A 22,141-nucleotide genomic window follows, 5' to 3' on the forward strand; every position below is an offset into this window, starting at 1 on the left:
TAAAGAAGGGCCGACGAAGAAAAGCCGGCGCACTGTAAGAAAACACAATGAGAACAGAATTATTATCTGAGAAAACGGATATAATTCAACCAACTAGAGTGACATTTATAAAAAACCCTGCGATTGGCTGCAATCTTATAGAAAACAGGGCGAATATGCTTTTTTGTACAGGGGATTAAAGCGGCAAAGCAGTCGTATATTTCAACGGCTCCATCGCAAATGTCGAGGTCACTTTGGTCAACCCCTCAATACTGTTTACCAGCTTCTTGTAAAACTGATCAAACGCGGCCATATCAGCCACCTGCACCTTCATCAGATAATCGTAATCACCGGCCATACGGTAGAACTCGGTCACTTCAGGAAATTCCGTAACCGTCTCTACAAAACAGTGATACCACTCCCTGGAATGGTTACTGGTTTTGATTTGCACGAACGCGGTGAAGGACAAGCCGAGCTTGGCCGGATCCAGCAGAGCAACCCTCTGGCGCAATACGCCGTTTTCCTCCAGCCTGCGCAGCCGTTTCCAGCAAGGAGTCGTGGTCAGATTCACAGCTTCTGCCAGTTCCGCCAGTGATAATGTGCTGTCATCTTGCAGCATTCGGAGCAAGGTACGATCGGTTTCATCCAGAGAAGGTAATACTTTACTCATAAAAATAAGTTACATAGAAAAATTTTCTCTTTTATAGCATTTTTAGAGTAAATATAGCAAAGAATTTTTCCTGTTTTGGGATTAGATTATGACTATATCAATTGCAGTAGACCCGCGTAGTCAGAAGGATTCCCCCATGCGTAACGATGCCCAATGGATCAGTACCGCCATCCGTAAAATTGAAGCGGATTTTCAGCGCTCGGCTGATACCCACCTCATTAAACTGGAACTGCCTGTTCTGGAAGGCATTGATATTTACCTGAAAGATGAAAGCACGCATCCGACCGGCAGTTTGAAACACCGTCTGGCACGCTCGCTGTTCCTGTACGCGCTGTGCAATGGCTGGATTGGCAAAGATACGCCAATCATTGAGTCATCTTCCGGTAGCACAGCTGTTTCTGAGGCATATTTTGCCCGCCTGCTGGGCCTGCCTTTTATTGCAGTGGTGCCACGCCGTACTGCCCGTAAGAAAATTGAGCAGATCGAGTTTTACGGCGGTAAAGCACATTTCGTCGACAATCCTTGCGAGATTTACGATGAATCACGCCGCCTGGCTGAGGAGCTGAACGGCCATTACATGGATCAGTTCACTTATGCCGAACGTGCCACTGACTGGCGCGGGAACAACAATATCGCCAACAGTATTTTTGAGCAGATGAAACTGGAAGAGCACCCGGTGCCAAGCTGGATTGTGATGAGCCCGGGGACCGGCGGTACTTCGGCGACCATTGGCCGTTACCTGCGCTACCAGAAACAACCGACTCAACTGTGTGTGGTGGATCCGGAAAACTCGGTTTTCCATCAGTATTACCGGACACGTGATCTGTCCCTGAAAGGCACCACTGGCAGCCGCATTGAAGGTATCGGGCGCCCTCGGGTGGAACCGAGCTTTATTCCGGATGTGGTGGATGAAATGCGCACTATTCCGGATGCCGCCAGTATCGCTACCGTACACTGGCTGGAGAAACTGCTGGGTCGTAAAGCCGGCGCCTCTACCGGCACAAACCTGTACGGGGTGTTGCAGCTGGCGTGCGAAATGAAAGCACGGGGCGAAACCGGCTCGATCGTGACCTTGCTGTGTGACAGTGGTGAACGCTACCTTGATACCTACTTCAACAGCGAGTGGGTCCGGGAACATATCGGTGACATCTCAGGCTATCTGGCGCAGCTGGAGCAATTTGAACAGACCGGTCAGCTGATTTAAATCCACGGCCACTGCATTCGCACCATCGCTGATATGCGATAAACCTCACTCAAAAGTCAGCCCCTGCGGCTGACTTTTTGTTGTCAAACGGCACGGTTTGCCAGCACCTTACCGGTTTCTTTCCTCTTTCCTCAAGCCAGCCTCTACGGTAGCATGGCGATGCCAATAGAGAACCTGCTGTTGGTCTATCTTGTTGATAGCACCTACCGACTGTTTTTCGGTAAGAATCTGAAATAGGAAATAGACATGCGCAAAGCCGTAGTTGTATTTAGTGGCGGTCAGGATTCCACGACCTGCCTGATCCAGGCCATGGCCCAATACGATGAAGTCCACTGCCTGACCTTTGATTATGGTCAGCGCCATAAACTGGAAATTGAAGTGGCAGAATCTGTCTGCCGTGAGCTGGGTGTCACCGCCCACAAAGTGATGGATGTCGGCTTGCTGAATGAGCTGGCGATCAGTTCACTGACACGCGATAACATTCCAGTCTCTCATGAACTGCAGGCCAACGGACTGCCAAACTCGTTTGTACCGGGCCGCAATATCCTGTTTCTGACGCTGGCAGGCATTTACGCCTACCAAATAGGCGCCGAAGCGGTGATCACCGGGGTGTGTGAAACCGATTTTTCCGGTTACCCGGACTGCCGTGATGAGTTTGTGAAATCCCTTAACCAGTCTCTGGTGCTGGGTATGGATCGTCCGTTGCGCATCGAAACGCCGCTGATGTGGCTGAATAAAGCTGAAACCTGGGCGCTGGCCGACCAGTACAGCCAACTGAATTTTGTACGTGAGAAAACCCTGACCTGCTACAACGGCATTATTGGTGATGGCTGCGGCCAGTGCCCGTCATGCGATCTGCGTAAAGCCGGTCTTGATGAGTACCAGACTAACCAGGCAGCCATTATGGCCGAGTTGGAACGCAAGCAGAGTTCGGGTCAGGCCTAAAACCGGCCGGACGGGCATAAAATGCCTTCCCCGGTGAAAAAGCTATCAAACGCTCCTTTCGCCACCGAATCCAATAAAAAAAACCGAAGCCAGTGCTTCGGTTTTTTTATTGCGTAAACCAGACCAATTAGTCGCGGTAAAGCGAGAAATCGTCTTTACAGGCCAGCAGTTCATCACGGGTCATCATGAACACACCGTGGCCGCCATTTTCAAATTCGATCCAGGTAAACGGAATATGCGGGTATTGCTCTTCCATATGGATCATGGAATTACCTACTTCACAAATCAGAATACCGTCATCTTTCAGATAATCCGGCGCATTTGCCAGAATACGACGCACCAGTTTCAGGCCGTCAGTACCGGCCGCCAGACCCAGCTCCGGTTCATGACGGAATTCTTCCGGCAGGTTATCCATGTCTTCCTGATCCACGTAAGGTGGGTTCGTCACGATCAGGTCGTATTTGTCTTTTGGTACATCACGCAGCAGATCCGAACGAAGTGGGATCACTTGCTGCTCCAGGCCGTGGTCCTGAATGTTTTGTTCTGCCACCGCCAGCGCGTCAGTTGAAATATCAACAATATCAACTTCCGCTTCCGGGAACATGTGCGCACAGGCAATACCAATACAGCCGGAACCGGTGCACAGGTCCATAATGCGGGTCGGACGTTCTTTCAGGAACGGTTCGAAGTGGTTTTCGATCAGTTCACCGATTGGCGAACGCGGCACCAGCACACGCTCATCCACGAAGAACTCCATGCCGCAGAACCAGGCTTTGTTCGTCAGGTAAGCGACCGGTGTCCGCTCGTTAATACGGCGGATCACACGCTCAACAATACGGTGACGTTCACTGCTTGTCAGGCGGGAAAAGCGGACTTCCGACGGAATATCCAGTGGCAGGTAAAGCGTAGGCAGCACCAGCTGCACCGCTTCATCCCAGGCGTTATCGGTACCATGACCGTAAAAAAGACCAGCAGCATTGAAACGGCTGACCGTCCAACGTAGCATGTCCTGCAATGTGTGTAATTCGTTGACGGCTTCGTCGACAAAAATCTTATCCAAAATAGCCTCCGAATGGCGCTACAATACCGCTATAAAGTTGTTGGAAATTCAGTATGAGCAAAAAAGATTTTAACCTGGATGACGATTTTGCACTCTTCCAGGAAGCGGTTAAGGGCGTAAAAAAGATATCAAATGATACCATAATCGCGCCACGCCGACAGATCACAAAGTCGGATACGCCGAAAGTCTCTACAAAAGAAGCACAAAATCACGAATTTTATTTTTCCGATGAGTTCGAACCGCACTTGAATGAAAACGGGCCGACCCATTATGCCCGTACAGGGGTGTCTAAATACGAAGTCAAAAAACTCCGCCGCGGCGTCTATGTTCCGGACATGTACCTTGATATGCATGGCATGACACAGCAGGAAGCCAAACGCGAACTCGCTGCCATGATAGCTGCGTGTCTGAAAGAAGACATCACCTGCTGTTGCGTGATGCACGGGATTGGCAAACACATTTTGAAACAAAAAACGCCGCTTTGGCTCGCCCAACATCCCGATGTTCTGGCATTTCATCAGGCCCCGCTGGAATTTGGGGGCGATGGTGCCCTGCTGGTCCTGCTGGATATTCCGGAAAAATAGCCCTCATCTGCCTTTGCTCAGCAGGATTTCGCCGCCAAGGAGCCACAAGGTAAGGTTTGCCCCTTGCCTTGCCCTCATCTCTCCTACCCATATTAAACATGACGGGCTATTAAACGCTCCAAGCCCACAGAATATTGGTTAGGTAAGTGTAGCGCGGTTAATAGGTGTAACTCGTTAATAAGTGTAGCGCGCCATGGCTCCGACATTCGCCACTTTGCCTTCCACAATTAACACCACTTCCCCGTTATCACAAATCTGCATTCGGGTTTTCATCGCCTGCTCACTGTAATAATGCTCGCAGTTACCGTTTCGGGCGCTGTCAATCCGGGAAAAAATGGCAATGCCTTCGGAACGGAACAGGCTCGGTGGGGCGGCAAAGGTCAGACTGCTGCCTGACGCTGAAATGTGCATTTCTTCGGTCACACCATTGGCCCATTTAATGGCGCCATTTGCGTGAATCCCCGGCCCCGAGGACGTGTTCGCACAACCTGCTAACAACACAGTCCCCAAAATCAAAGATGGTTTTATTTTCATGGTGGTTTGTAATCAGGAAATGATGGCTCTAATAGAAAGAGCTATCGGCATCCGGCTGAAAAACTTGAGGAAAATAACCGGATACCGACTGAGCCATTAACCTTCAGGGTTGGCTTGCCACAAAAACTCACCAGCATCGGTTTCCGGCAGAAAATCGATCGCAATGATTGAGGAGGTAATAAACATTGGCGGCTGCATGCCGGCCACCAGCTCTGCGGTCAGGTAGCCCACTAATGGCAGGTGAGACACCAGCAATACTGTCTCCGGCTGCTCAATTGTGATCATGGCTTTGAGGTAGGCGGCCACATGCTCAGCGTCACCGTACGGCGTGATTTCCTCCACGTCCATCAAACGTTTCGGCTCAGGCAACGCTGATGCCATCGCCTGCCAGGTCTGCTGCGCACGCAGGTACGGGCTGACCCAGACCAGATCCAGGCCAGTTGTCAGCTGAGGCGCAAGCTGTTCAGCCATTTGCGCTGACAGCCGCTCACCACGTTCGGTCAGCGACCGCTCGGCGTCAGACGAAGCGAATGTCTCCGCTTCCCCGTGACGCATGATATAAATTCGCATAATTCTTCCATTAGTACGGTCGATTCCCGGCAGTGGCGACACTCCCCGGCACTTTAATTGTCATTACTGGTGGCTCTGTGGAATCGATCAATCAGGCTTCTTATCCGGTCCCGGGGCACTGTCCGCCTGTGCTGACACTCGCTCCGGTTACCTGCGACTATGCTAGCAAGAACCCCTCAGCGAAAACAGACATTCTCATCACAGCATGAGCGATACGTGATCTCGGTTATCCCCGCGTCCACAAGAAGCCTGGAAACCCAGAGAGCCCCGTATAACCCCAGTGCAACTAAGCTTTTGTTTCTTCACCCATTAACCTGGGATTCATTTGCCAGCACCTCTATTGAGCGTCATAATTACTTTACTTCCCCTCAGAAAAATAGGCGCTCCCCGTGCACACAAGTCCCAATGACCCTAAGCAGTATCGCTATCTCACCTTACCGAATTCGCTGAAGGTGTTACTGGTACATGATGAAGAAGCCCCACGTTCTGCTGCTGCCTTGTCTGTGAAAGTCGGTCATTTTGACGATCCCCTGGATCGCCAGGGCATGGCACATTTTCTTGAGCACATGCTGTTTCTCGGTACCGAGAAATACCCGCGTGTCGGTGAGTTTCAGACCTTTATTAACCAGAGCGGCGGCAGCAACAATGCCTGGACCGGGACAGAAAACACCACCTATTTTTTTGAAGTCAGCCCCCATGCTTTTTCTGAAGGACTGGATCGCTTCGGGCAGTTTTTTACCGCGCCGCTGTTTAATGAAGATGCCGTCGATAAAGAACGTAATGCCGTCGATTCTGAGTACAAGCTCAAGCTGCGTGACGATGTTCGCCGCCTGTATCAGGTGCATAAAGAAACCGTGAATCCGTCCCACCCGTTCGCCAAATTTTCGGTCGGGGACATCACCACACTTGAAGACCGCCAGAACAAGCCGGTCCGTACGGAGCTGATGAAGTTTTATCAACAACATTACTCTGCCAATCTGATGGGGCTGGTGCTGCTGGGCCCGCAATCTCTGGATGAGCTGGCATCTTTTGCCCACACCTATTTCAGTGACATCCCCAATCACGGCCGACAAAAAACACCGATCCCGGTGCCACTGGTGACCGACAACGAAAGTCGCCAGTTCATTGCCATTGAACCGCTGAAGGAAGTCCGCAAACTGACCCTGTCCTTTGCGTTGCCATCGGTTGACGGCTATTACCGCCAGAAGCCGCTCTCCTACATTGCTCACCTGCTGGGAAATGAAGGCACCGGCAGCCTGATGTCCGTACTGAAAAAAAGCGGCCTGATTAACACCCTCGCGGCGGGCGGAGGAGTCAGCGGCAGTAACTTCCGCGAATTTACCATCAGCCTGAACCTGACCCCACACGGGATGGAGCATGTGGACGATATCGTGACGGCAGTGTTTCAGTACATCAACCTGATCCGCGAACGCGGGCTGGATGAGTGGCGTTATCAGGAAAAACGGGCGGTGCTGGAGATGGCGTTCCGCTATCAGGAAAAAAGCCGTCCGCTCGATACCGCCAGCTACCTGGTGATGAACCTGCTGCACTACGCCCCGGAAGATATCATCTACGGCGATTACATGATGGCGGAATACGCACCGGCTTTGATTCAGGAGCTGCTGGACTTCCTGACCCCGGACAACATGCGGCTGGTGCTGGTTGCGCAGGGCCTGGAGTATGACCGGGTAGCCCAGTGGTATCACACCCCGTACAGCGTCACACCGTTTACCGACAAGCAACTGGCACAATGGCGTGAACCCGACACTGATCCATCGATGCAGTTACCGGAAGCCAACCCGTTCCTGAGTGAACGTTTCGATCCGCATGCCCTGCAGCCGGGTGCCGACAAGCCGCCACAACTGATTCAGGAACTGCCGGGCTTTCGTCTGTGGTACAAGCAGGAACACGAGTTTCGCGTGCCGAAAGGGATTGTCTATGTCGCCATTGACAGTCCGCATGCGGTCAGTTCATCCCGCAACATTGTCAAAACCCGCCTGTGCGTGGAAATGTTGCTCGATGCCATCAATGAAACGGCCTATCCGGCTGAAATTGCTGGAATGTCTTACAACCTGTATGCCCATCAGGGCGGCGTCACGCTGCAATTATCCGGCTTTAGCGAAAAGCAACCGCTGCTATTGAAGCTGATGCTGGATCGCTTCGCCAACCGGGAGTTCAACCAGGATCGCTTCAATAACATCAAGGCACAGATGCTGCGTAACTGGCGCAATGCCGCACAGGATAAGCCGATCTCTCAGCTGTTCAATGATCTGACCGGCCTGCTGCAGCCACACAACCCACCTTATCCGGTGCTGATTGAAGCGCTGGAAACCATTACGGTGGATGAGCTGCCGGCGTTTGTGGAAGCCATGTTTGCCGAGCTGCACATTGATACCTTCATTTACGGCGACTGGCTGGAGTCCGATGCGCTGGCACTGGCCGAGATCCTGAAAGATGCATTCCGGGTGACCGATCAACTTTATGGCGAATCTCAGCGTCCGCTGGTCAGACTGGGCAACTGCGGCACCCTACGCAAAGAGGTTCAGTGTGACCATGCCGATTCGGCGCTGCTGATGTATTACCAGTCCCGCCAGACGAATCCGCGCAAAATTGCGATTTACACCCTGGCCAATCATCTGATGTCGTCAACCTTCTTCCATGAACTGCGCACCCGCCAGCAACTGGGTTATATGGTTGGCACCGCCAATCTGCCGCTTAATCGTCATCCGGGACTGATTCTGTATATCCAATCCCCTATCGCGGCACCCACGCAGTTGCTCGAAGCCATCGATGAGTTTACCAATGCGTTTGCCCTGGTGCTGCTGGAACTCAATGAAGCGCAGTGGCAGGCATCGAAGCAAGGGCTGATTGCCCAGATTTCTGAACCTGATACCAATCTGCGAGCCCGTGCCCAGCGCTTTTGGGTCAGCATCGGCAATAAAGATGAAGCTTTTAACCAGCGGCAAAAAGTGGCACAGGAGTTGAGCAAGCTTACCCGCGCGGATATGGTGCGCTTCATTGTGGAAGTGGTGAAACCACGGACTGCAAACCGAATTGTCATGCACAGCCAGGGCCAGGCTCACAGTAACCTGGAACCGATGTTGATTGGCAAACCCATTGATTCTGTTGAGAAGTTCCAGAAGAAAGCCCGCTAAACCGCGTTTCCTGCGCCAGCCATCGCCCTTTCCGGCATCAGAACCGGGAAGGGCTTTTTATTTGCATCCATTTGATATTGATAGCTTTTGTTGGTTTTTGCGCAAATTTGACGGGGTTTTAGCGGATTTCAGTTGTTCATTCCTTAATCTTTATGAAGTCTAATCCGCCTTATTAACGTGAAGTCAGTTCCATAATGCGCGGAACGGTTCGGGGAGAAATGGTAACTATGCTTGCGGGTACCACACCACGACCGTTATGGATATCCCACTACACGTTTATAACAAGTATTCCTGGAGAACAGCACATTGAATACCCAGCATTGCCCTCAGTGCCGCCACCCGATTTCGGCGCCGTCGCTCCGCCAGTACGACGATTATTTTATCTGTCCCCACTGCCACGGCGCCTTGTCCCACAATGAAACCGATATCATGCTGTATGCACTGGGCTTTATCACGCTCTTCACTCCGGTGCTGATGATGGCCGCTGGCATGAATATTTTCATTGCCATGGTTGTGGTCATGCTGTCTTACCACCTGCTTCGCCCTATGCTCATCGAGCGGTTTTTCCGCTTGCGCCTGCTCGACCTGTCTCCGCTCTCACAGCCCGAAAACCAGCCAACATCGGACTGACCACCGTGCCAAGGGTTGCTTGTGATACACAAAGAGACTCGAAGCTAATGATACTTAAGCCAGTTATTCTCGGACTCGAAGATACCCGAAGTCAAAGAAAACCAAGGTCAAAGAAAGCCAAGGTCCAAGGCATTCAAATGCAATCACCCTGAAATTCAAGCGCCCTGACACATGTGCACCAAGCCGCTATGCTCACTCAGAGGCTTGGCTCACTAATAGTCCTAGCGATGAAAACGGCTTGGTTCACAGAAAGGCCTGGCTCACAAAGCGGCTTAGCTCATCAAGCACCCTTTCACTCAGCTGTCCTACCACGAGTATACGGCACCATAAAAAAAGGCCTGTCATCTGACAGGCCTGATTGGTTTTACTCTTAGCACAGCAATAGTCTGCCACCGCAACGATTAAGCCGGATAGAAAACCTGCCCTTCTTGCGCCATAGCAACCAGTTTGTCACACGGCTTGAACCGCTCGCCGTATTTATTCGCGTGCTCGTTGAGCATTTCAACCACCCGGTCAATGCCCAGCTGATCCATGTGGCGGAACGGGCCACCGAGGAACGGTGGAAAGCCAATCCCAAAAATAGCGCCGATATCGCCATCACGGGCAGAGCGCACTACACCTTCATCCAGACAGCGTGCCGCTTCGTTCAGCATCATCAGAGTACAGCGCATAGCGATGGTCTGACCGTCAGCTTTCTGCTCCGGATCCAATCCCAGAAGTTTATAAACGCTCTTATCGACCGCTTTCTTCTTGCTGTCGTACAGATAGAAACCCTTGCCGCTCTTGCGCCCTTTTCGACCGTCGTTCAGCAATGTATCGAACACATCCGGCCCCTGGAAACGCTCGCCCAGCTCACTCACCAGTATCGGCATGATTTTAGCGCCAATGTCCACGCCAACCTCATCCAGCAGCGTGATAGGTCCGACCGGGAAACCAAAGTCCAGCAATGCCGTATCAATGTGCTCAATCGGCTCACCGCTCAGCAGCACATTGGCCGCCTCGTTCATGTACGGAGCCAGAATCCGGTTAACGTAGAACCCGGCGGTATCGCCCACCACAATCGGGGTTTTGCCCTGCTTCTTGGCCAACGCCACCACCGTCGCGATGGTTTCCTGCGAGGTGCCTTCATGGGGAATCACTTCCACCAGCGGCATTTTTTCAACCGGACTGAAGTAATGCAAACCCACTACATTTTGCGGGCGTTCCGCCGCTTCTGCGATCTGATGGATAGGCAGCGATGATGTATTGGTGGCAAAAATCGTGGCCGGCTTGGCATTCGCTTCAATCTCTTTCACCATCTGATGCTTGAGTTTCAAATCTTCAAACACCGCTTCCACCACCACATCCATCCGATCAAAGGCGGTGTAGTCAATGCCGCCACCGATCGACAGCATCTGCTTTTGCAGTTCTGCCTTGCTGATAATACGGCGCTTACGCTTCTTATCCAGCAGCTTATAGTTGTAGGACAGCGCATTCAGGATGCCATCGTTGCTGATGTCTTTGATACGAACCGGATACCCGGCTTTGGTGGCAGTAACATGGCTGATCCCGCCGCCCATCAGGCCACCGCCCAGCACACCCACCTGACGGATCGGATGCGGCTCGGCCTCTGAACCTGTCTCTTTTTTCATTGCCGTGGTGGCAAAGAAGATGCTGCGCAACGCCGCCGACTCCGGTGACATCACCAGCTCACCAAAGCGCTTGGCCTCCAGCTCCAGGCCCTTTTTCATGCCATGCTGCAGGCCATATTTGATCACGTCCAGAATCGCGTCGGCTGCCGGGTAATTGCCGCGGGTTTTCTCTCGGGTTTGCTTCGCAGCCTGATCAAACACCACAGAGCGCCCGAGCGAGCTGCCCATCATGCGATCTTTCAGTGCCAGGTGACGTTTTGGCTTCGGCTGCAGTGCGCGCTGTTCTGCAACGTCCAGCAAAATGCTGTGCGGCACAGACTCGTCCACCACGCCCAGTTTTTTGGCTTTTTTGGCTCGTAACTGCTTTCCGGTCAGAATCATATCCAGCGCAACGGCCACCCCAATAAGGCGAGGCAGACGCTGCGTACCACCAGAGCCCGGCAGCAATCCCAGTTGCACTTCAGGCAGACCCAGTCGGGTTTTATCGTCATCAGAGCACACACGGCTATGACAGGCCAGTGCCAGCTCCAGGCCGCCCCCAAGGCACGGACCGTGAATAGCGGCAACGGTATGGAATGGCAGGGCTTCCAATTGATCAAACAACTGCTGTCCCTGCTCTGCCAGAGCCTGCGCTTCTGCGGTCGTGGTGCAGGCAGCCAGCATACGGATATCAGCACCGGCGATGAAGTTATCCGGCTTGCCGGAATACACCACCATACCTTTCAGGTCGTTTTTACCTTTGAGCTCATTGAGCACAGCCGTGACCTGCTCACTGAAGGCGGCCTGTAGGGTATTCATTTTCTCGTCCGGCACATCAATTTTCAGCCAGGCAATCCCATTATCGGCATAAGTTAAGGTAAATGCGGATGCTTGTTCAGTCATTATTCGGCCTCCAGAATCATCGCTGCGCCCAGTCCACCTGCGGCACAAGCGGTATTCAGTGCCAGTCCTCCCCCGCGGCGTTGTAATTCACGCAGGGTCTGAGTAATCATCCGAGCGCCGGTCGCGGCAAACGGGTGACCGTAGGCAATGGAGCCTCCCAGCACATTAAACTTATCCATATCAATGTCACCAATGGCATCGCTGCGTCCCAGCTTTTCGCGGGCAAACTGCTTGGAGCCAAACATTTTGACGTTTGCCAGCGTCTGCGCCGCAAACGCCTCATGCATATCAATCAGGGTCAGATCTGACAACGTGATGCCAGCGCGATCCAGTGCCAGCGGCGTGGCGTACGACGGCCCCATCAGCATGTCCTGCTCAACCCCAATCGCTGCAAATGCGTAAGAGCGAATATACCCCAGCGGCGTCAGCCCCAGCTCTTTAGCCCGGCCTTCACGCATCAGCAGAATGGCCGCAGCACCATCCGTCAGCGGCGTGGCATTTGCCGCCGTGACCGAACCAAACTTACGGTCGAATGCCGGGCGCAGCTTGGCATAGCCTTCCAGCGTTGAGTCTTCGCGAATGTTGTTATCTTTGTCGATCCACTGACGGTAAGGCTCAGGGAAAGCGGTCAGCACTTCATCTCGGATCAAGCCTTCATTCCAGGCTTTGGCAGCCAGACTATGGGAGCGGTGTGCCAGAGCATCCTGCTCAGCTCGACTGATCCCGTGAGTTTTGGCCATCTGCTCTGCCGTTTGCCCCATACTCAGGCCCGTCGAATACTCGGCGACGGCTGGCGGTACCGGCATCAAATCTTTAACGCTCAATTTGCTCAGCAGCTTCAGACGCTTGCTCATGGTTTTGGCTTTGCTCAGTGCCAGCAAGGTTGCCGCCAGATGTTTTGACACCCCAATCGGCAGAACAGAGGAAGAGTCCGCACCACCGGCAATACCGATATCAATGGTGCCGGAGATGATGCTTTCCGCCACGTTGGCTGCGGCCTGAAAACTGGTGGCACAGGCACGGGTTACACTGTAGGCATCGGTGTGAATGTTCATGCCGGTGCCCAGCACAATTTCACGTGCAATGTTCGGCGCTTCCGGCATTTGTACGACCTGGCCGAACACCACCTGATCGATGAGCTTAGGGTCAATATCCACCCGTTGCAGCATTTCACTGACAACCATCTTGCCCATATCCAGCGCTGGCACGCCATCAAAGGCCGTTGCCTGGCGGGCAAACGGGGTACGTAATCCACTTACTACGGCGATGCGCTCACCCTGTCGCGTGGTGAGATTCTGGAGACGTGTCATCGCTACTCCTTATTCTTCATGAGTTGAGCGTCAGGGCATGAGCCCAAACAGATACTAGAGGTCAGACCACGTCAATTGTAATTCGTTTGTTATCAGAAACAAACAAATGTTTAAAAAATTGAGAGATCCGCAACGCTCAAAGAATTCTCAGTTTGTCAGGCTTTTTCAGCCGCGTGCCAGAAAAGGAAAAACAACAGGATGGAAAAGTAGAGATAAAAAAAAACCATACCGAAACGGTATGGTTATAATCTACACGGAAAGCAATCCATGTATAGCATAAGTCAATTAACGTAAAGCCAATTGCAAATCAGGCAAGCCTGATAGGAGAAAGTAAAGTCAGCCTTCAAAAGGAAGTTGTCATCTTGCTCAACAGATACTAACCCTTGGTTCACGAACCTAATCCCCGGCTCGTTTGCCACTGCTTAATATCAGATGACGAGGACTACTATAGCTTTCTCGCCAAGACACAATTTGAACCAGATCAATTTTAAGGCGGATTATTGGATGAATCGCGAGATCATTGCGTTAAACCTCCATTTTTCTGGCAATGTTCTGCTCATTAATAGGCAATTTTTATGATTAAGCATTTTTTTCGTAAGAAAAAGCCAGATGCCTCGGTCTCTGTGGATATGAATAAACAAAGACGTTACGAGGCCCTGGTTCGGGCCTGGCATCGGGACCTGTACCGCTATGCCTACTGGCTGTGCCACGACCCGCATATCGCGGAAGATCTGGTTCAGGAAACCTGTTTACGCGCTTGGCGCTCTCTCGACAGTTTGCAGGATGACAGTGCAGCCAAATCCTGGTTGATCACCATCTTGCGGCGGGAGAATGCACGCCGTTTTGAAAGGAAGCAGTTGGATCTGGTCGATATCGACGATTATGCCCTGGCTGATACCCAGCAATATGGCAACGAACAGGACGCCGAGCTACAAATGCTGCGCAGGCAAATCATGAAGCTGGCTCCGGAATATCGCGAACCGCTTGTGCTTCAGGTAATGGCAGGATTTAACGGCGATGAGATTGCCGACATTTTGGGACTGAATCGTAATACCGTCATGACACGTTTGTTCCGCGCCAGAAACCAGCTGAAAGAGCAGATAGAAAAGCAGTCAGAGCAGAGGGGTCAACATAATGGATGATTTAGAATTCAGACGTCGTCTGCTGGCCGATCCGAACGACAACAGCCAGGAGATGATTAACGCACGCAACGCTTCACTGGCAAACCGTAAGTTGTCAGATGAACTACTGGCACTCGACAGCCAATTAGAAAAAGCCATGAAAGTGGATGTGCCGGATGATTTAGCCGATCGCATTCTGTTTCGCCAAACCGGACAGGCCAGCAACAAGTCACCCTGGAACCTTAAAATGTGGAAACCCAAGACACTGATTGCCATGGCCGCGTCAGTTGCTTTCATTTTCGGCTTATTGTCTGGCCAGTACACCCAGGGGATTTTCACGGCACACCCGCACAATGAAATCGCAAACCTGGCACTGGAGCATGTTTACAACGAAGCGCCATTTATCGATCACATTGATGAAGCAGTGTCGCTGACTCAGGTGAATGCGAAACTGTCCCCATTCGGCTCGCAGCTGACCTCACTGCCGGGACACATTTATTATGTAAACCACTGCGGTTTTGGCGATCAAAATGCCCTGCATATGGTGATGTCAACTCAGCACGGTAAAGTCACGGTGTTCATTGTGCCGGTTACGAGCCAGAGAATGACCACTTTCAGTGATAACACCATGAGTGGCGTGGTGTTACCCACCCGAGATGCCAGCCTGATCGTACTCGGAGAAAAAGGACAGGATGTTGCCCCTATCGCCCGGACACTGGAAGCGGATCTGAAGTGGGAAATATGACAACTCACGCATTTTGACGCTTTTCTCCCCTTAGCGACAAAAAAGCCTGGCAACTTGAAGCCAGGTTTTTTTGTGTCACAATATTTCACTTACTTTTCATATGGATAACCATACAAACCCCCTGCACAGGCGGGGATTATTGTTCAAACCTTCACCAACTGCCTGTTTTGCGTCTAATTTCGCCCATCTTCAGCTAACTGGTCTGATTTGATGAGATTCGTTCCATCAATACAATCACGCGCCTTCTGCTTAAAAAAGCAGAGAAAAACATCCAAAAAATCGGAATAATTATAAATATGAATAAGAAGCGTCTGTTTTCCAAGTCTGTAGTAACTGTGGCAGTTACTCTGGCTTCTCAACAAGCACTGGCAGCAGGTTTCCAGCTGAATGCGCAATCAGCAACAGGTCTGGGCCGTGCATTTGCCGGTGATGCCGTAATTGCCGACAATGCCTCCGTCATGGCACGTAACGCCGCAGCAATGTCACTGTTCGACAAGCCGGCACTGTCTCTGGGTATCAATGCTATTGATACTGATATCAAAGTTAAAAACGGAAGTTACCAGTCAACCAACCCGTTCCTGACTGGTGACCTGGGTTCTCAACAGGTTGGCGACACTTCCTATGCGCCAAACATTTACTACATCCATCCAATCAACGATAAATTTACCGTGGGTGCTGGCCTGTATTCCAATTTCGGCACCAAAACTGAGTTCAGCAGCGACTATGCAGCGAATGCCTTTGGCGGCCTGACCGACGTGAAAAGCGTTAACCTGGCACTGAGCGCCTCTTACCGCTTGAACCAACAGTGGAGTGTTGGTGGTGGTGTGGATGTGATTTATGGCGCTGGTAAGCTAAAGCGTTACATGCCAGCAGCTGAAATTCCAAATACCGGCGGTATGACCACCCCTGAAATGAGCCTGGTCGACATTGATGCTGACGGTGTTGGTTTCGGCTTCAACCTGGGTACCGTTTACGAGCTGAATGAAGACAACCGCTTTGGTCTGTCATACCGTTACAGCCCAGAACTGAAAGTAGATGGCGACATGCATTACGCTGGCGGCGACATCTCCAACAGCGAACTGAAAATCCCGCTACCTGATATGGTGGAATTCTCGGGTTACCACAAGCTGAACCCTAAATTTGCTGTACACTACAGCGTTCAATGGATTGGCTGGAGTGTATTTGATCAACTGGAAACCACAAACGGTTATAACCTGAATACCTATGAGTGGCAGGATGGCTGGCATTACGCGATCGGTGGTACTTACTACATGAACAAAGACTGGACTCTGCGTGCCGGTTACATGTACGACACCAGCGCTCAGGATAACCGCACGTCAATCTCTGTACCGGATTCAGACCGTCAGTGGTTCTCAGGCGGCTTCACGTACCATTTGGACAGCAAGTCAAACATCGATGTGGGTGTAACTTACCTACGTGGTGAAGACGTGCGTGCCTCAGAATCCAACCCACTTCTGGGTACAGTGACAGCGACTACCCGTGCTAACGCATGGCTATACGGTGTTCAGTACAGCCGCTCTTTCTAATTTGAGCGAACAGAACCAGTAGGAAATATCAGGGAGAGCCAATGGCTCTCCCTTTTTATTTAGCTATTAAACCAATGATTGATAAGATCATTTGCAACATACCTATAACTTTACACGCCATTTTCAGCGAACACACAATCGCTGAAACCCGCCATTGCAAGTACATGCGTACGCTGAAATCTCATCCGACCAGAACTCATTGCTCACTATTTACCATATATAAAACCGCAAATTAAAATAAAAACAGATTTTAATTTTTAAATAAAAAAGAAATACCCGTTTGGCTTAACGCTTACTGACGGAGGCGTATGATGCGCGCTATTCGATTTCAGCGAACAAAATAGATTGATGAACAAGAACAAAATTACACTTTCACTGACAGCAGCCCTGACTCTGGGCATGAGCGCCAATGCATTTGCCGCCGGTTTCCAGCTGGCTGAGTATTCTGCAACCGGCCTTGGCCGTGCTTTTGCCGGTGAAGCTGCAATGGCAGACAACGCCAGTGCACAATTCCGCAATCCGGCAATGCTGACCTACCTGAAAGGTACACAAATCTCTGCCGGTGCCATTTACGTTGATCCAAACATCGATGTAAAAGGCGACCTATCTGTCGCTGGTCACACTGTAGCCACAACGGAAGCGAAAGATATCGCGCATTCTGCTGTGATTCCTAACTTTTACCTGTCTCACCAAATCAACGATCAGTTGGTAGCGGGTCTGGCCGTTGCAACCAATTACGGTATGGAAACCGAGCTGGGTGGCGACTTCTATGCGACCCTGTTTGGTAACCAGGCAATGGTCAAAACTGTTGAGATCAACCCAAACCTTGCTTACAAAGTGAATGACCAATTCAGCGTGGGCGGTGGTATTCGTTATGTTATGGGTGAAGGTCACTTTGGCGCTGCTATGCCAGGTTCACTGCCTGCCAGTATGGCATCCATGCTTCAAGCCAACCCGCAACTGGCAGGGCAATTTGACAAACTGCGCGGTCAGGATCTGAAGTACATGGAAGGTGACGATACGGCATGGGGCTGGCAGCTGGGTATGGCCTGGCAGATCAATCCAAATCACCGTGTCGGCGTCAATTACCGTTCCGCAGTGGATCTGACACTGTCTGGCGAAGCATCTGGTGTGATGTACGGCATGACTCGCCCTGGCAGCATGGATCTGACGCTTCCAGCGACCGCTGAGCTGTCAAGCTTCCATCAACTGACTGATAAACTGGCTATGCATGCCAGCTTCAACTGGACTGACTGGAGCACTTTCGACAAGCTGGTTGCTGATATTCCGACATATCCGAACAGCCCGGATCTGATTAAAGAAGAAAACTGGGAAGATAACTATCGCATCGCTCTGGGTGCGACTTACCAGTACACGAACCAGCTGGCTCTGCGTACCGGTGTGGCTTATGACACCTCCGCTGTCAGCGAAAAGCACCGTACCCAGACGATCCCGGAAACTGATCGTCTGTGGCTGAGCCTGGGTGCTGGCTACCAGTGGTCTTCAAACCTGAGCTTTGATGCGGGTTTCACTTATATCTTTGCTAAAGATGCCCCAATGGAAGAGCAGGAAAACATCAAAGGCCTGCCAATCTCCTTCAAAGGTGAAACCACCGGCAGTGTTTGGTTGCTGGGCGTGCAGGCGAACTATCGTTTCTGATAACCTCGCCTCAATGTTCCCGTTAAATTTAACGGAATCAAGAGAGCGCTTCGGCGCTCTCTTTGTTTTGGTGCTCTGTTTGTTTCAGCATTATCTTTGTTGTGTTGGTTTCTTTGTATAGCGGCAAAATGAACGACATGTAATCGCTTCTTCTCCAATGCGGCACCCGTTCCCTTTCTCTGATCGTCATGAACTCATCGTCGAATCCCTCTGCGACACATTTTTGTGATTCATGTCGAGGTAATAGACTATTTTCGACATCTTCACCCCACCAATACATGAACCATATTCATGCTTATTTGCAAACATTTCATTCGACGCCAAATATACCGCTACTTACAATCACCAATATCTTAACGCATTCAATTTACCATCATTTGTTTTCATGTTGTTAACAACTCTTTATATTATTGGTATCACCGCTGAAGCAATGACCGGCGCTCTGGCAGCAGGACGTCGCCATATGGACTGGTTCGGGGTGATGTTAGTGGCCAGCGCGACGGCCATTGGTGGCGGGACGGTTCGGGACATTCTGCTGGGACACTATCCGCTGGGTTGGGTCGCTAATCCGCAATACCTGGCCATTACCTGTCTGGCAGGCTTGCTGACCACGCTGATCGCCCCTCTGGTTGTCCGTTTCCATAAGGTGTTTGTCCTGCTGGATTCACTCGGCCTGATCGTATTCAGTATTATCGGCTGCCGTATTGCGATGGATATGGGGCTTTCTCCCCTGATCTGCGTCGTTGCTGCAGTGGTCACTGGGGTATTTGGCGGGTTGCTGCGCGACCTGATCTGTCGTCGCCAGCCACTGGTACTGCACAAAGAGCTGTATGCTTCGGTCTCTTTCTTTGCTGGCTGTATGTACTATGGCCTGTTGCACTTCGGGCTAGAAGAAACACTGGTTACAATCAGCACCTTAGTGGTCGGATTTATTTTGAGAATGGCAGCTGTGAAATTCAGTTGGCGCCTGCCGGTGTTTCGTATTGAAGAAACAGAGTCGGAGGGCGACAGCCAAAAGAAGCTCGAGCACAACGCATAACTCTGACAAAAAGCAGTAGTAAAGAGGGCTCTCTTCCGCCCTCTCACTGAAGACATATCGAAACAAAATCACCCAAACAAAAACGCCGGTAAATACCGGCGTTTTTTATTGTTTTCAACAAGCACGTCTCAGCGGCTTAGGAGCGACGAAGAGATTAAATTTTTGGTGTCTCTGTCAAAACGTCTGCGTTCTGACCACGATGGCGCAGCAGGTGATCCATCAGGGTAATAGCCAGCATGGCTTCAGCAATCGGCACCGCACGAATCCCGACACATGGGTCATGACGGCCTTTGGTAATCACCTCAGCTGAATCTCCCTGCGTAGTGATCGTTTCACCCGGCACCGTGATGCTGGAAGTCGGTTTCAGCGCCAGGTGCGCAATAATATCCTGCCCGGAAGAGATCCCTCCCAGAATGCCACCAGCATGATTGGAGCGGAAACCTTCCGGCGTCATAGCATCGCGGTGTTCACTGCCTCGCTGTTCAACCACACCGAAGCCATCGCCAATCTCCACCCCTTTCACGGCGTTGATACTCATCAGGCCATGGGCAATGTCAGCATCCAGACGATCAAACACCGGCTCACCCAACCCCACCGGCACATTACGTGCTACAACCGTCACTTTGGCACCGATAGAATCACCGTCTTTTTTCAGCTTGCGGATCAGCTCGTCCAGCGCTTCCACCTTGTCGGCATCGGGACAGAAAAAGGCGTTTTGGGCAATCTGCTCCCAATCAACTTTGTCGATTTTCACATCACCCATCTGCGACAGGTAACCGCAAATCTCTACACCATGCACCTGTTTCAGGTACTTTTTAGCAACTGCCCCGGCAGCAACACGCATCGCCGTCTCACGGGCAGACGAACGACCACCACCACGGTAGTCACGGATACCATATTTCTGATGATAGGTGTAATCGGCATGGCCCGGACGGAACAAGTCCTTGATGTTGGAATAGTCTTTCGAGCGTTGATCGGTATTTTCGATCAGCAGTCCGATAGAAGTACCGGTAGTACGGCCTTCAAAGACGCCGGATAAGATTTTCACTTCATCCGGTTCACGACGTTGTGTCGTGTATTTTGATGTCCCAGGACGACGACGGTCCAGATCATGTTGCATGTCCGCTTCGGTCAGTTCCAGACCCGGAGGGCAACCATCAATAATACATCCCAGCGCCAAACCATGACTCTCACCAAATGTGGTGACACGGAATTGTTGTCCAATCGTATTGCCTGCCATTACTTCCTCTGTGTCTTGTTAACGCTGTTTCCCCGGTTCACCGGGTGTGCCACATCCACGCGCTGTCACGCGCCGTGGCGCTGCTATACTGTTTTCATTAATGAGTACATAGTGCAAATTCATTGCCGGGAATGCAAGCAGGAATGTAACCGGGCCGACATAAAGCGACCAGCCCTCTGCCATTCCCCCGGTAGCCGCAATCACCACTTTCCTACTCAGGCTTACCAACCTGTTCCGCGGCTTCTTCTGACTTTCCTTTTGTGAAGAGGCGATACTGACTAAAAGCGGATAAAAAAACGGGAGCTTTTGCTCCCGTTATCGTGTCAGTCTGCGATACATTTTCGCCTGAAAATCAATGTTCTTTCTTGGATTTCCACTGCTGAATTCGGCTCGATCCGCCTGACTGCTCGTGATTCTGACGTCCCTGACCCGGGCGCTGCTCATTTCGCTGATCATTTCGGCGACGGTCATTACGTTGATCATTGCGTTGGTCATTACGCTGACCCGCGCGAGGGCCTTTACGTGGCTCATTGCGCGACTCATCACGAGAAGCACCACGCGGAGATTCGTCGTCACAATGGTTACGGAAATGGCTAGGTTGTGGGCCACGTCCCGGACGGCTGCGGCGCTGATCATCACGACGCGTGTCGTCACGACGCTGTTCATCACGTCGGCCACTGCGCGGCTGACGGTTAGCTTCCCCTTTACCCGCGTAGGTTTTGTACCGAACCTTATCGCCCTGCTGCTCCGCTTCGCGACGTGCCTGCTGGCGGCTGTCATAAAGCTTGGCATCGGTCGCTTTCGCGATCGATTTACCCTGAACTTCCACACGGGAAGCTTCTTCAGTTTTGCTCGAGTCAGAAATCATGGAATGAATTTCCGCGATCTCAGCATCCGTCAGGTAACGCCATTTGCCATTAGGTAAACCATCGATAGTAATGTTCATAATACGAACACGGCGCAGTTTGAGTACATCGTAGCCCAGCGCTTCACACATCCGGCGAATCTGACGGTTTAAGCCCTGAGTCAAGGTAATACGGAATGAGTAATTCGTTTCTTTTGTTACCTGACAAGGCAGCGTCACGGTATCCAGGATCTCAACCCCTGATGCCATTTTGTCGATAAATGCCTGCGTCACAGGTCTGTCGACCCGCACGACATACTCTTTCTCGTGGGCATTACCGGCACGCAGAATCTTGTTAACGATATCACCGTTGTTAGTCAGGAAAATCAGGCCATCAGAAGGCTTATCCAGGCGACCAATCGGGAAAATACGCTTACGGTGACCAATGTAATCTACGATGTTATCCGGCACATGACGCTCAGTCGTACAGGTGATCCCCGCCGGTTTGTTCAGCGCAATATAAATAGGTTTTTCTTTCGCACGCAGGGGTTTGTCATCAACCAGGACGTCATCCTCAGGATGTACTTTCATCCCCATTTCCGGCAATTTGCCGTTGATCGTCACGCGTCCCTGTTCAATCAGTTTATCTGCCTCACGACGAGAGCAGTAACCGGTATCACTAATGTATTTATTCAAACGCACGGCGTTTTCCTGCGCGCCCTGAACGGCGTCAGGACGAGGATGATTCTGAGACATGATGTTCTTCTACACTCTGCGTTTCGCAACGCTTAG

General features: G+C 51.4%; 18 protein-coding genes. 10 read left to right on the forward strand and 8 right to left on the reverse strand.

All coding sequences use genetic code 11. From position 1 onward, the window contains the following. Positions 1-175: 175 nt before the first annotated feature. Positions 176-649, reverse strand: a complete 474-nt coding sequence (locus tag PGW97_RS12005; protein ID WP_047887357.1) for an Lrp/AsnC family transcriptional regulator — start codon at positions 647-649, stop codon at positions 176-178. A gap of 136 nt (positions 650-785) precedes the next feature. On the opposite strand from PGW97_RS12005, the gene PGW97_RS12010 reads away from it, so the two are divergent. Continuing rightward, positions 786-1,853, forward strand: a complete 1,068-nt coding sequence (locus tag PGW97_RS12010) for a PLP-dependent cysteine synthase family protein (RefSeq protein WP_047887358.1) — start codon at positions 786-788, stop codon at positions 1,851-1,853. Positions 1,854-2,099: 246 nt separating this feature from the next. Continuing rightward, positions 2,100-2,798, forward strand: coding sequence for a 7-cyano-7-deazaguanine synthase QueC (queC, locus tag PGW97_RS12015; protein ID WP_047887359.1), 699 nt, complete (start codon positions 2,100-2,102; stop codon positions 2,796-2,798). Between the two features lie 127 nt (positions 2,799-2,925). Here queC and prmB read toward each other — a convergent pair whose 3' ends face one another. Then, a complete protein-coding gene (prmB, locus tag PGW97_RS12020) occupies positions 2,926-3,858 on the reverse strand; it encodes a 50S ribosomal protein L3 N(5)-glutamine methyltransferase (RefSeq protein ID WP_047887360.1) in 933 nt (310 codons plus the stop codon). A gap of 53 nt (positions 3,859-3,911) precedes the next feature. Between prmB and smrB the strand changes: the two genes are divergently transcribed. Continuing rightward, positions 3,912-4,442 (forward strand): endonuclease SmrB, encoded by a 531-nt coding sequence (gene smrB, locus PGW97_RS12025; RefSeq protein WP_273857404.1) that lies wholly within the window; start codon positions 3,912-3,914, stop codon positions 4,440-4,442. A gap of 174 nt (positions 4,443-4,616) precedes the next feature. On the opposite strand, the gene PGW97_RS12030 is transcribed toward smrB, so the two are convergent. Together PGW97_RS12030 and sixA are read right to left on the reverse strand one after the other, a co-directional pair. Further along, positions 4,617-4,976: a hypothetical protein gene (locus tag PGW97_RS12030; RefSeq protein WP_047887362.1), complete on the reverse strand. Its 360-nt coding sequence runs from the start codon at positions 4,974-4,976 to the stop codon at positions 4,617-4,619. A 96-nt stretch (positions 4,977-5,072) separates the two neighbouring features. Beyond that, complete coding sequence (sixA, locus tag PGW97_RS12035) at positions 5,073-5,546, reverse strand: phosphohistidine phosphatase SixA (protein WP_047887363.1); 474 nt, start codon at positions 5,544-5,546, stop codon at positions 5,073-5,075. Between the two features lie 389 nt (positions 5,547-5,935). Here sixA and PGW97_RS12040 point away from each other — a divergent pair, with 389 nt between their 5' ends. Next, positions 5,936-8,701 carry an insulinase family protein gene (locus PGW97_RS12040; protein WP_273857405.1) on the forward strand — a complete coding sequence of 922 codons (2,766 nt, stop codon included), beginning with the start codon at positions 5,936-5,938 and terminating at the stop codon, positions 8,699-8,701. 306 nt (positions 8,702-9,007) lie between these two features. Beyond that, complete coding sequence (locus tag PGW97_RS12045; RefSeq protein ID WP_217392209.1) at positions 9,008-9,331, forward strand: hypothetical protein; 324 nt, start codon at positions 9,008-9,010, stop codon at positions 9,329-9,331. Positions 9,332-9,732: 401 nt separating this feature from the next. On the opposite strand, the gene fadJ is transcribed toward PGW97_RS12045, so the two are convergent. Beyond that, a complete protein-coding gene (gene fadJ / locus PGW97_RS12050; RefSeq protein ID WP_273857406.1) occupies positions 9,733-11,844 on the reverse strand; it encodes a fatty acid oxidation complex subunit alpha FadJ in 2,112 nt (703 codons plus the stop codon). Beyond that, a complete protein-coding gene (fadI, locus tag PGW97_RS12055) occupies positions 11,844-13,154 on the reverse strand; it encodes an acetyl-CoA C-acyltransferase FadI (RefSeq protein WP_273857407.1) in 1,311 nt (436 codons plus the stop codon). Before fadI ends, fadJ begins: the two co-directional genes overlap by 1 nt. A 575-nt stretch (positions 13,155-13,729) precedes the next feature. Here fadI and PGW97_RS12060 point away from each other — a divergent pair. The 5 genes from PGW97_RS12060 to PGW97_RS12080 all read left to right on the forward strand — a co-directional run bounded on the left by PGW97_RS12060 (position 13,730) and on the right by PGW97_RS12080 (position 19,265). After that, positions 13,730-14,296 (forward strand): sigma-70 family RNA polymerase sigma factor, encoded by a 567-nt coding sequence (locus PGW97_RS12060; RefSeq protein WP_273857408.1) that lies wholly within the window; start codon positions 13,730-13,732, stop codon positions 14,294-14,296. Then, positions 14,289-15,020: a DUF3379 domain-containing protein gene (locus tag PGW97_RS12065; RefSeq protein WP_217392205.1), complete on the forward strand. Its 732-nt coding sequence runs from the start codon at positions 14,289-14,291 to the stop codon at positions 15,018-15,020. Before PGW97_RS12060 ends, PGW97_RS12065 begins: the two co-directional genes overlap by 8 nt. Positions 15,021-15,316: 296 nt before the next feature. Continuing rightward, the gene (locus PGW97_RS12070; RefSeq protein WP_207103499.1) at positions 15,317-16,567 is read left to right on the forward strand and encodes an outer membrane protein transport protein; all 1,251 of its coding nucleotides are present in this window, start codon (positions 15,317-15,319) and stop codon (positions 16,565-16,567) included. Between the two features lie 348 nt (positions 16,568-16,915). Next, entirely contained in the window at positions 16,916-18,226 is a 1,311-nt protein-coding gene (locus PGW97_RS12075) for an outer membrane protein transport protein (RefSeq protein WP_047887371.1), read from the forward strand. Positions 18,227-18,611: 385 nt separating this feature from the next. Beyond that, positions 18,612-19,265 carry a trimeric intracellular cation channel family protein gene (locus tag PGW97_RS12080; protein WP_047887372.1) on the forward strand — a complete coding sequence of 218 codons (654 nt, stop codon included), beginning with the start codon at positions 18,612-18,614 and terminating at the stop codon, positions 19,263-19,265. A gap of 154 nt (positions 19,266-19,419) precedes the next feature. Here the strand turns inward: PGW97_RS12080 and aroC are convergent, their stop codons facing one another. Both aroC and rluF read right to left on the reverse strand, forming a co-directional pair. Beyond that, a complete protein-coding gene (gene aroC / locus PGW97_RS12085; protein WP_047887373.1) occupies positions 19,420-20,505 on the reverse strand; it encodes a chorismate synthase in 1,086 nt (361 codons plus the stop codon). A 352-nt stretch (positions 20,506-20,857) separates the two neighbouring features. Further along, entirely contained in the window at positions 20,858-22,105 is a 1,248-nt protein-coding gene (rluF, locus tag PGW97_RS12090) for a 23S rRNA pseudouridine(2604) synthase RluF (protein ID WP_273857409.1), read from the reverse strand. Positions 22,106-22,141: the final 36 nt, after the last annotated feature.

The organism is Photobacterium sp. GSS17 (assembly GCF_028621875.1).
In the GTDB taxonomy this organism is placed as follows: domain Bacteria; phylum Pseudomonadota; class Gammaproteobacteria; order Enterobacterales; family Vibrionaceae; genus Photobacterium; species Photobacterium ganghwense.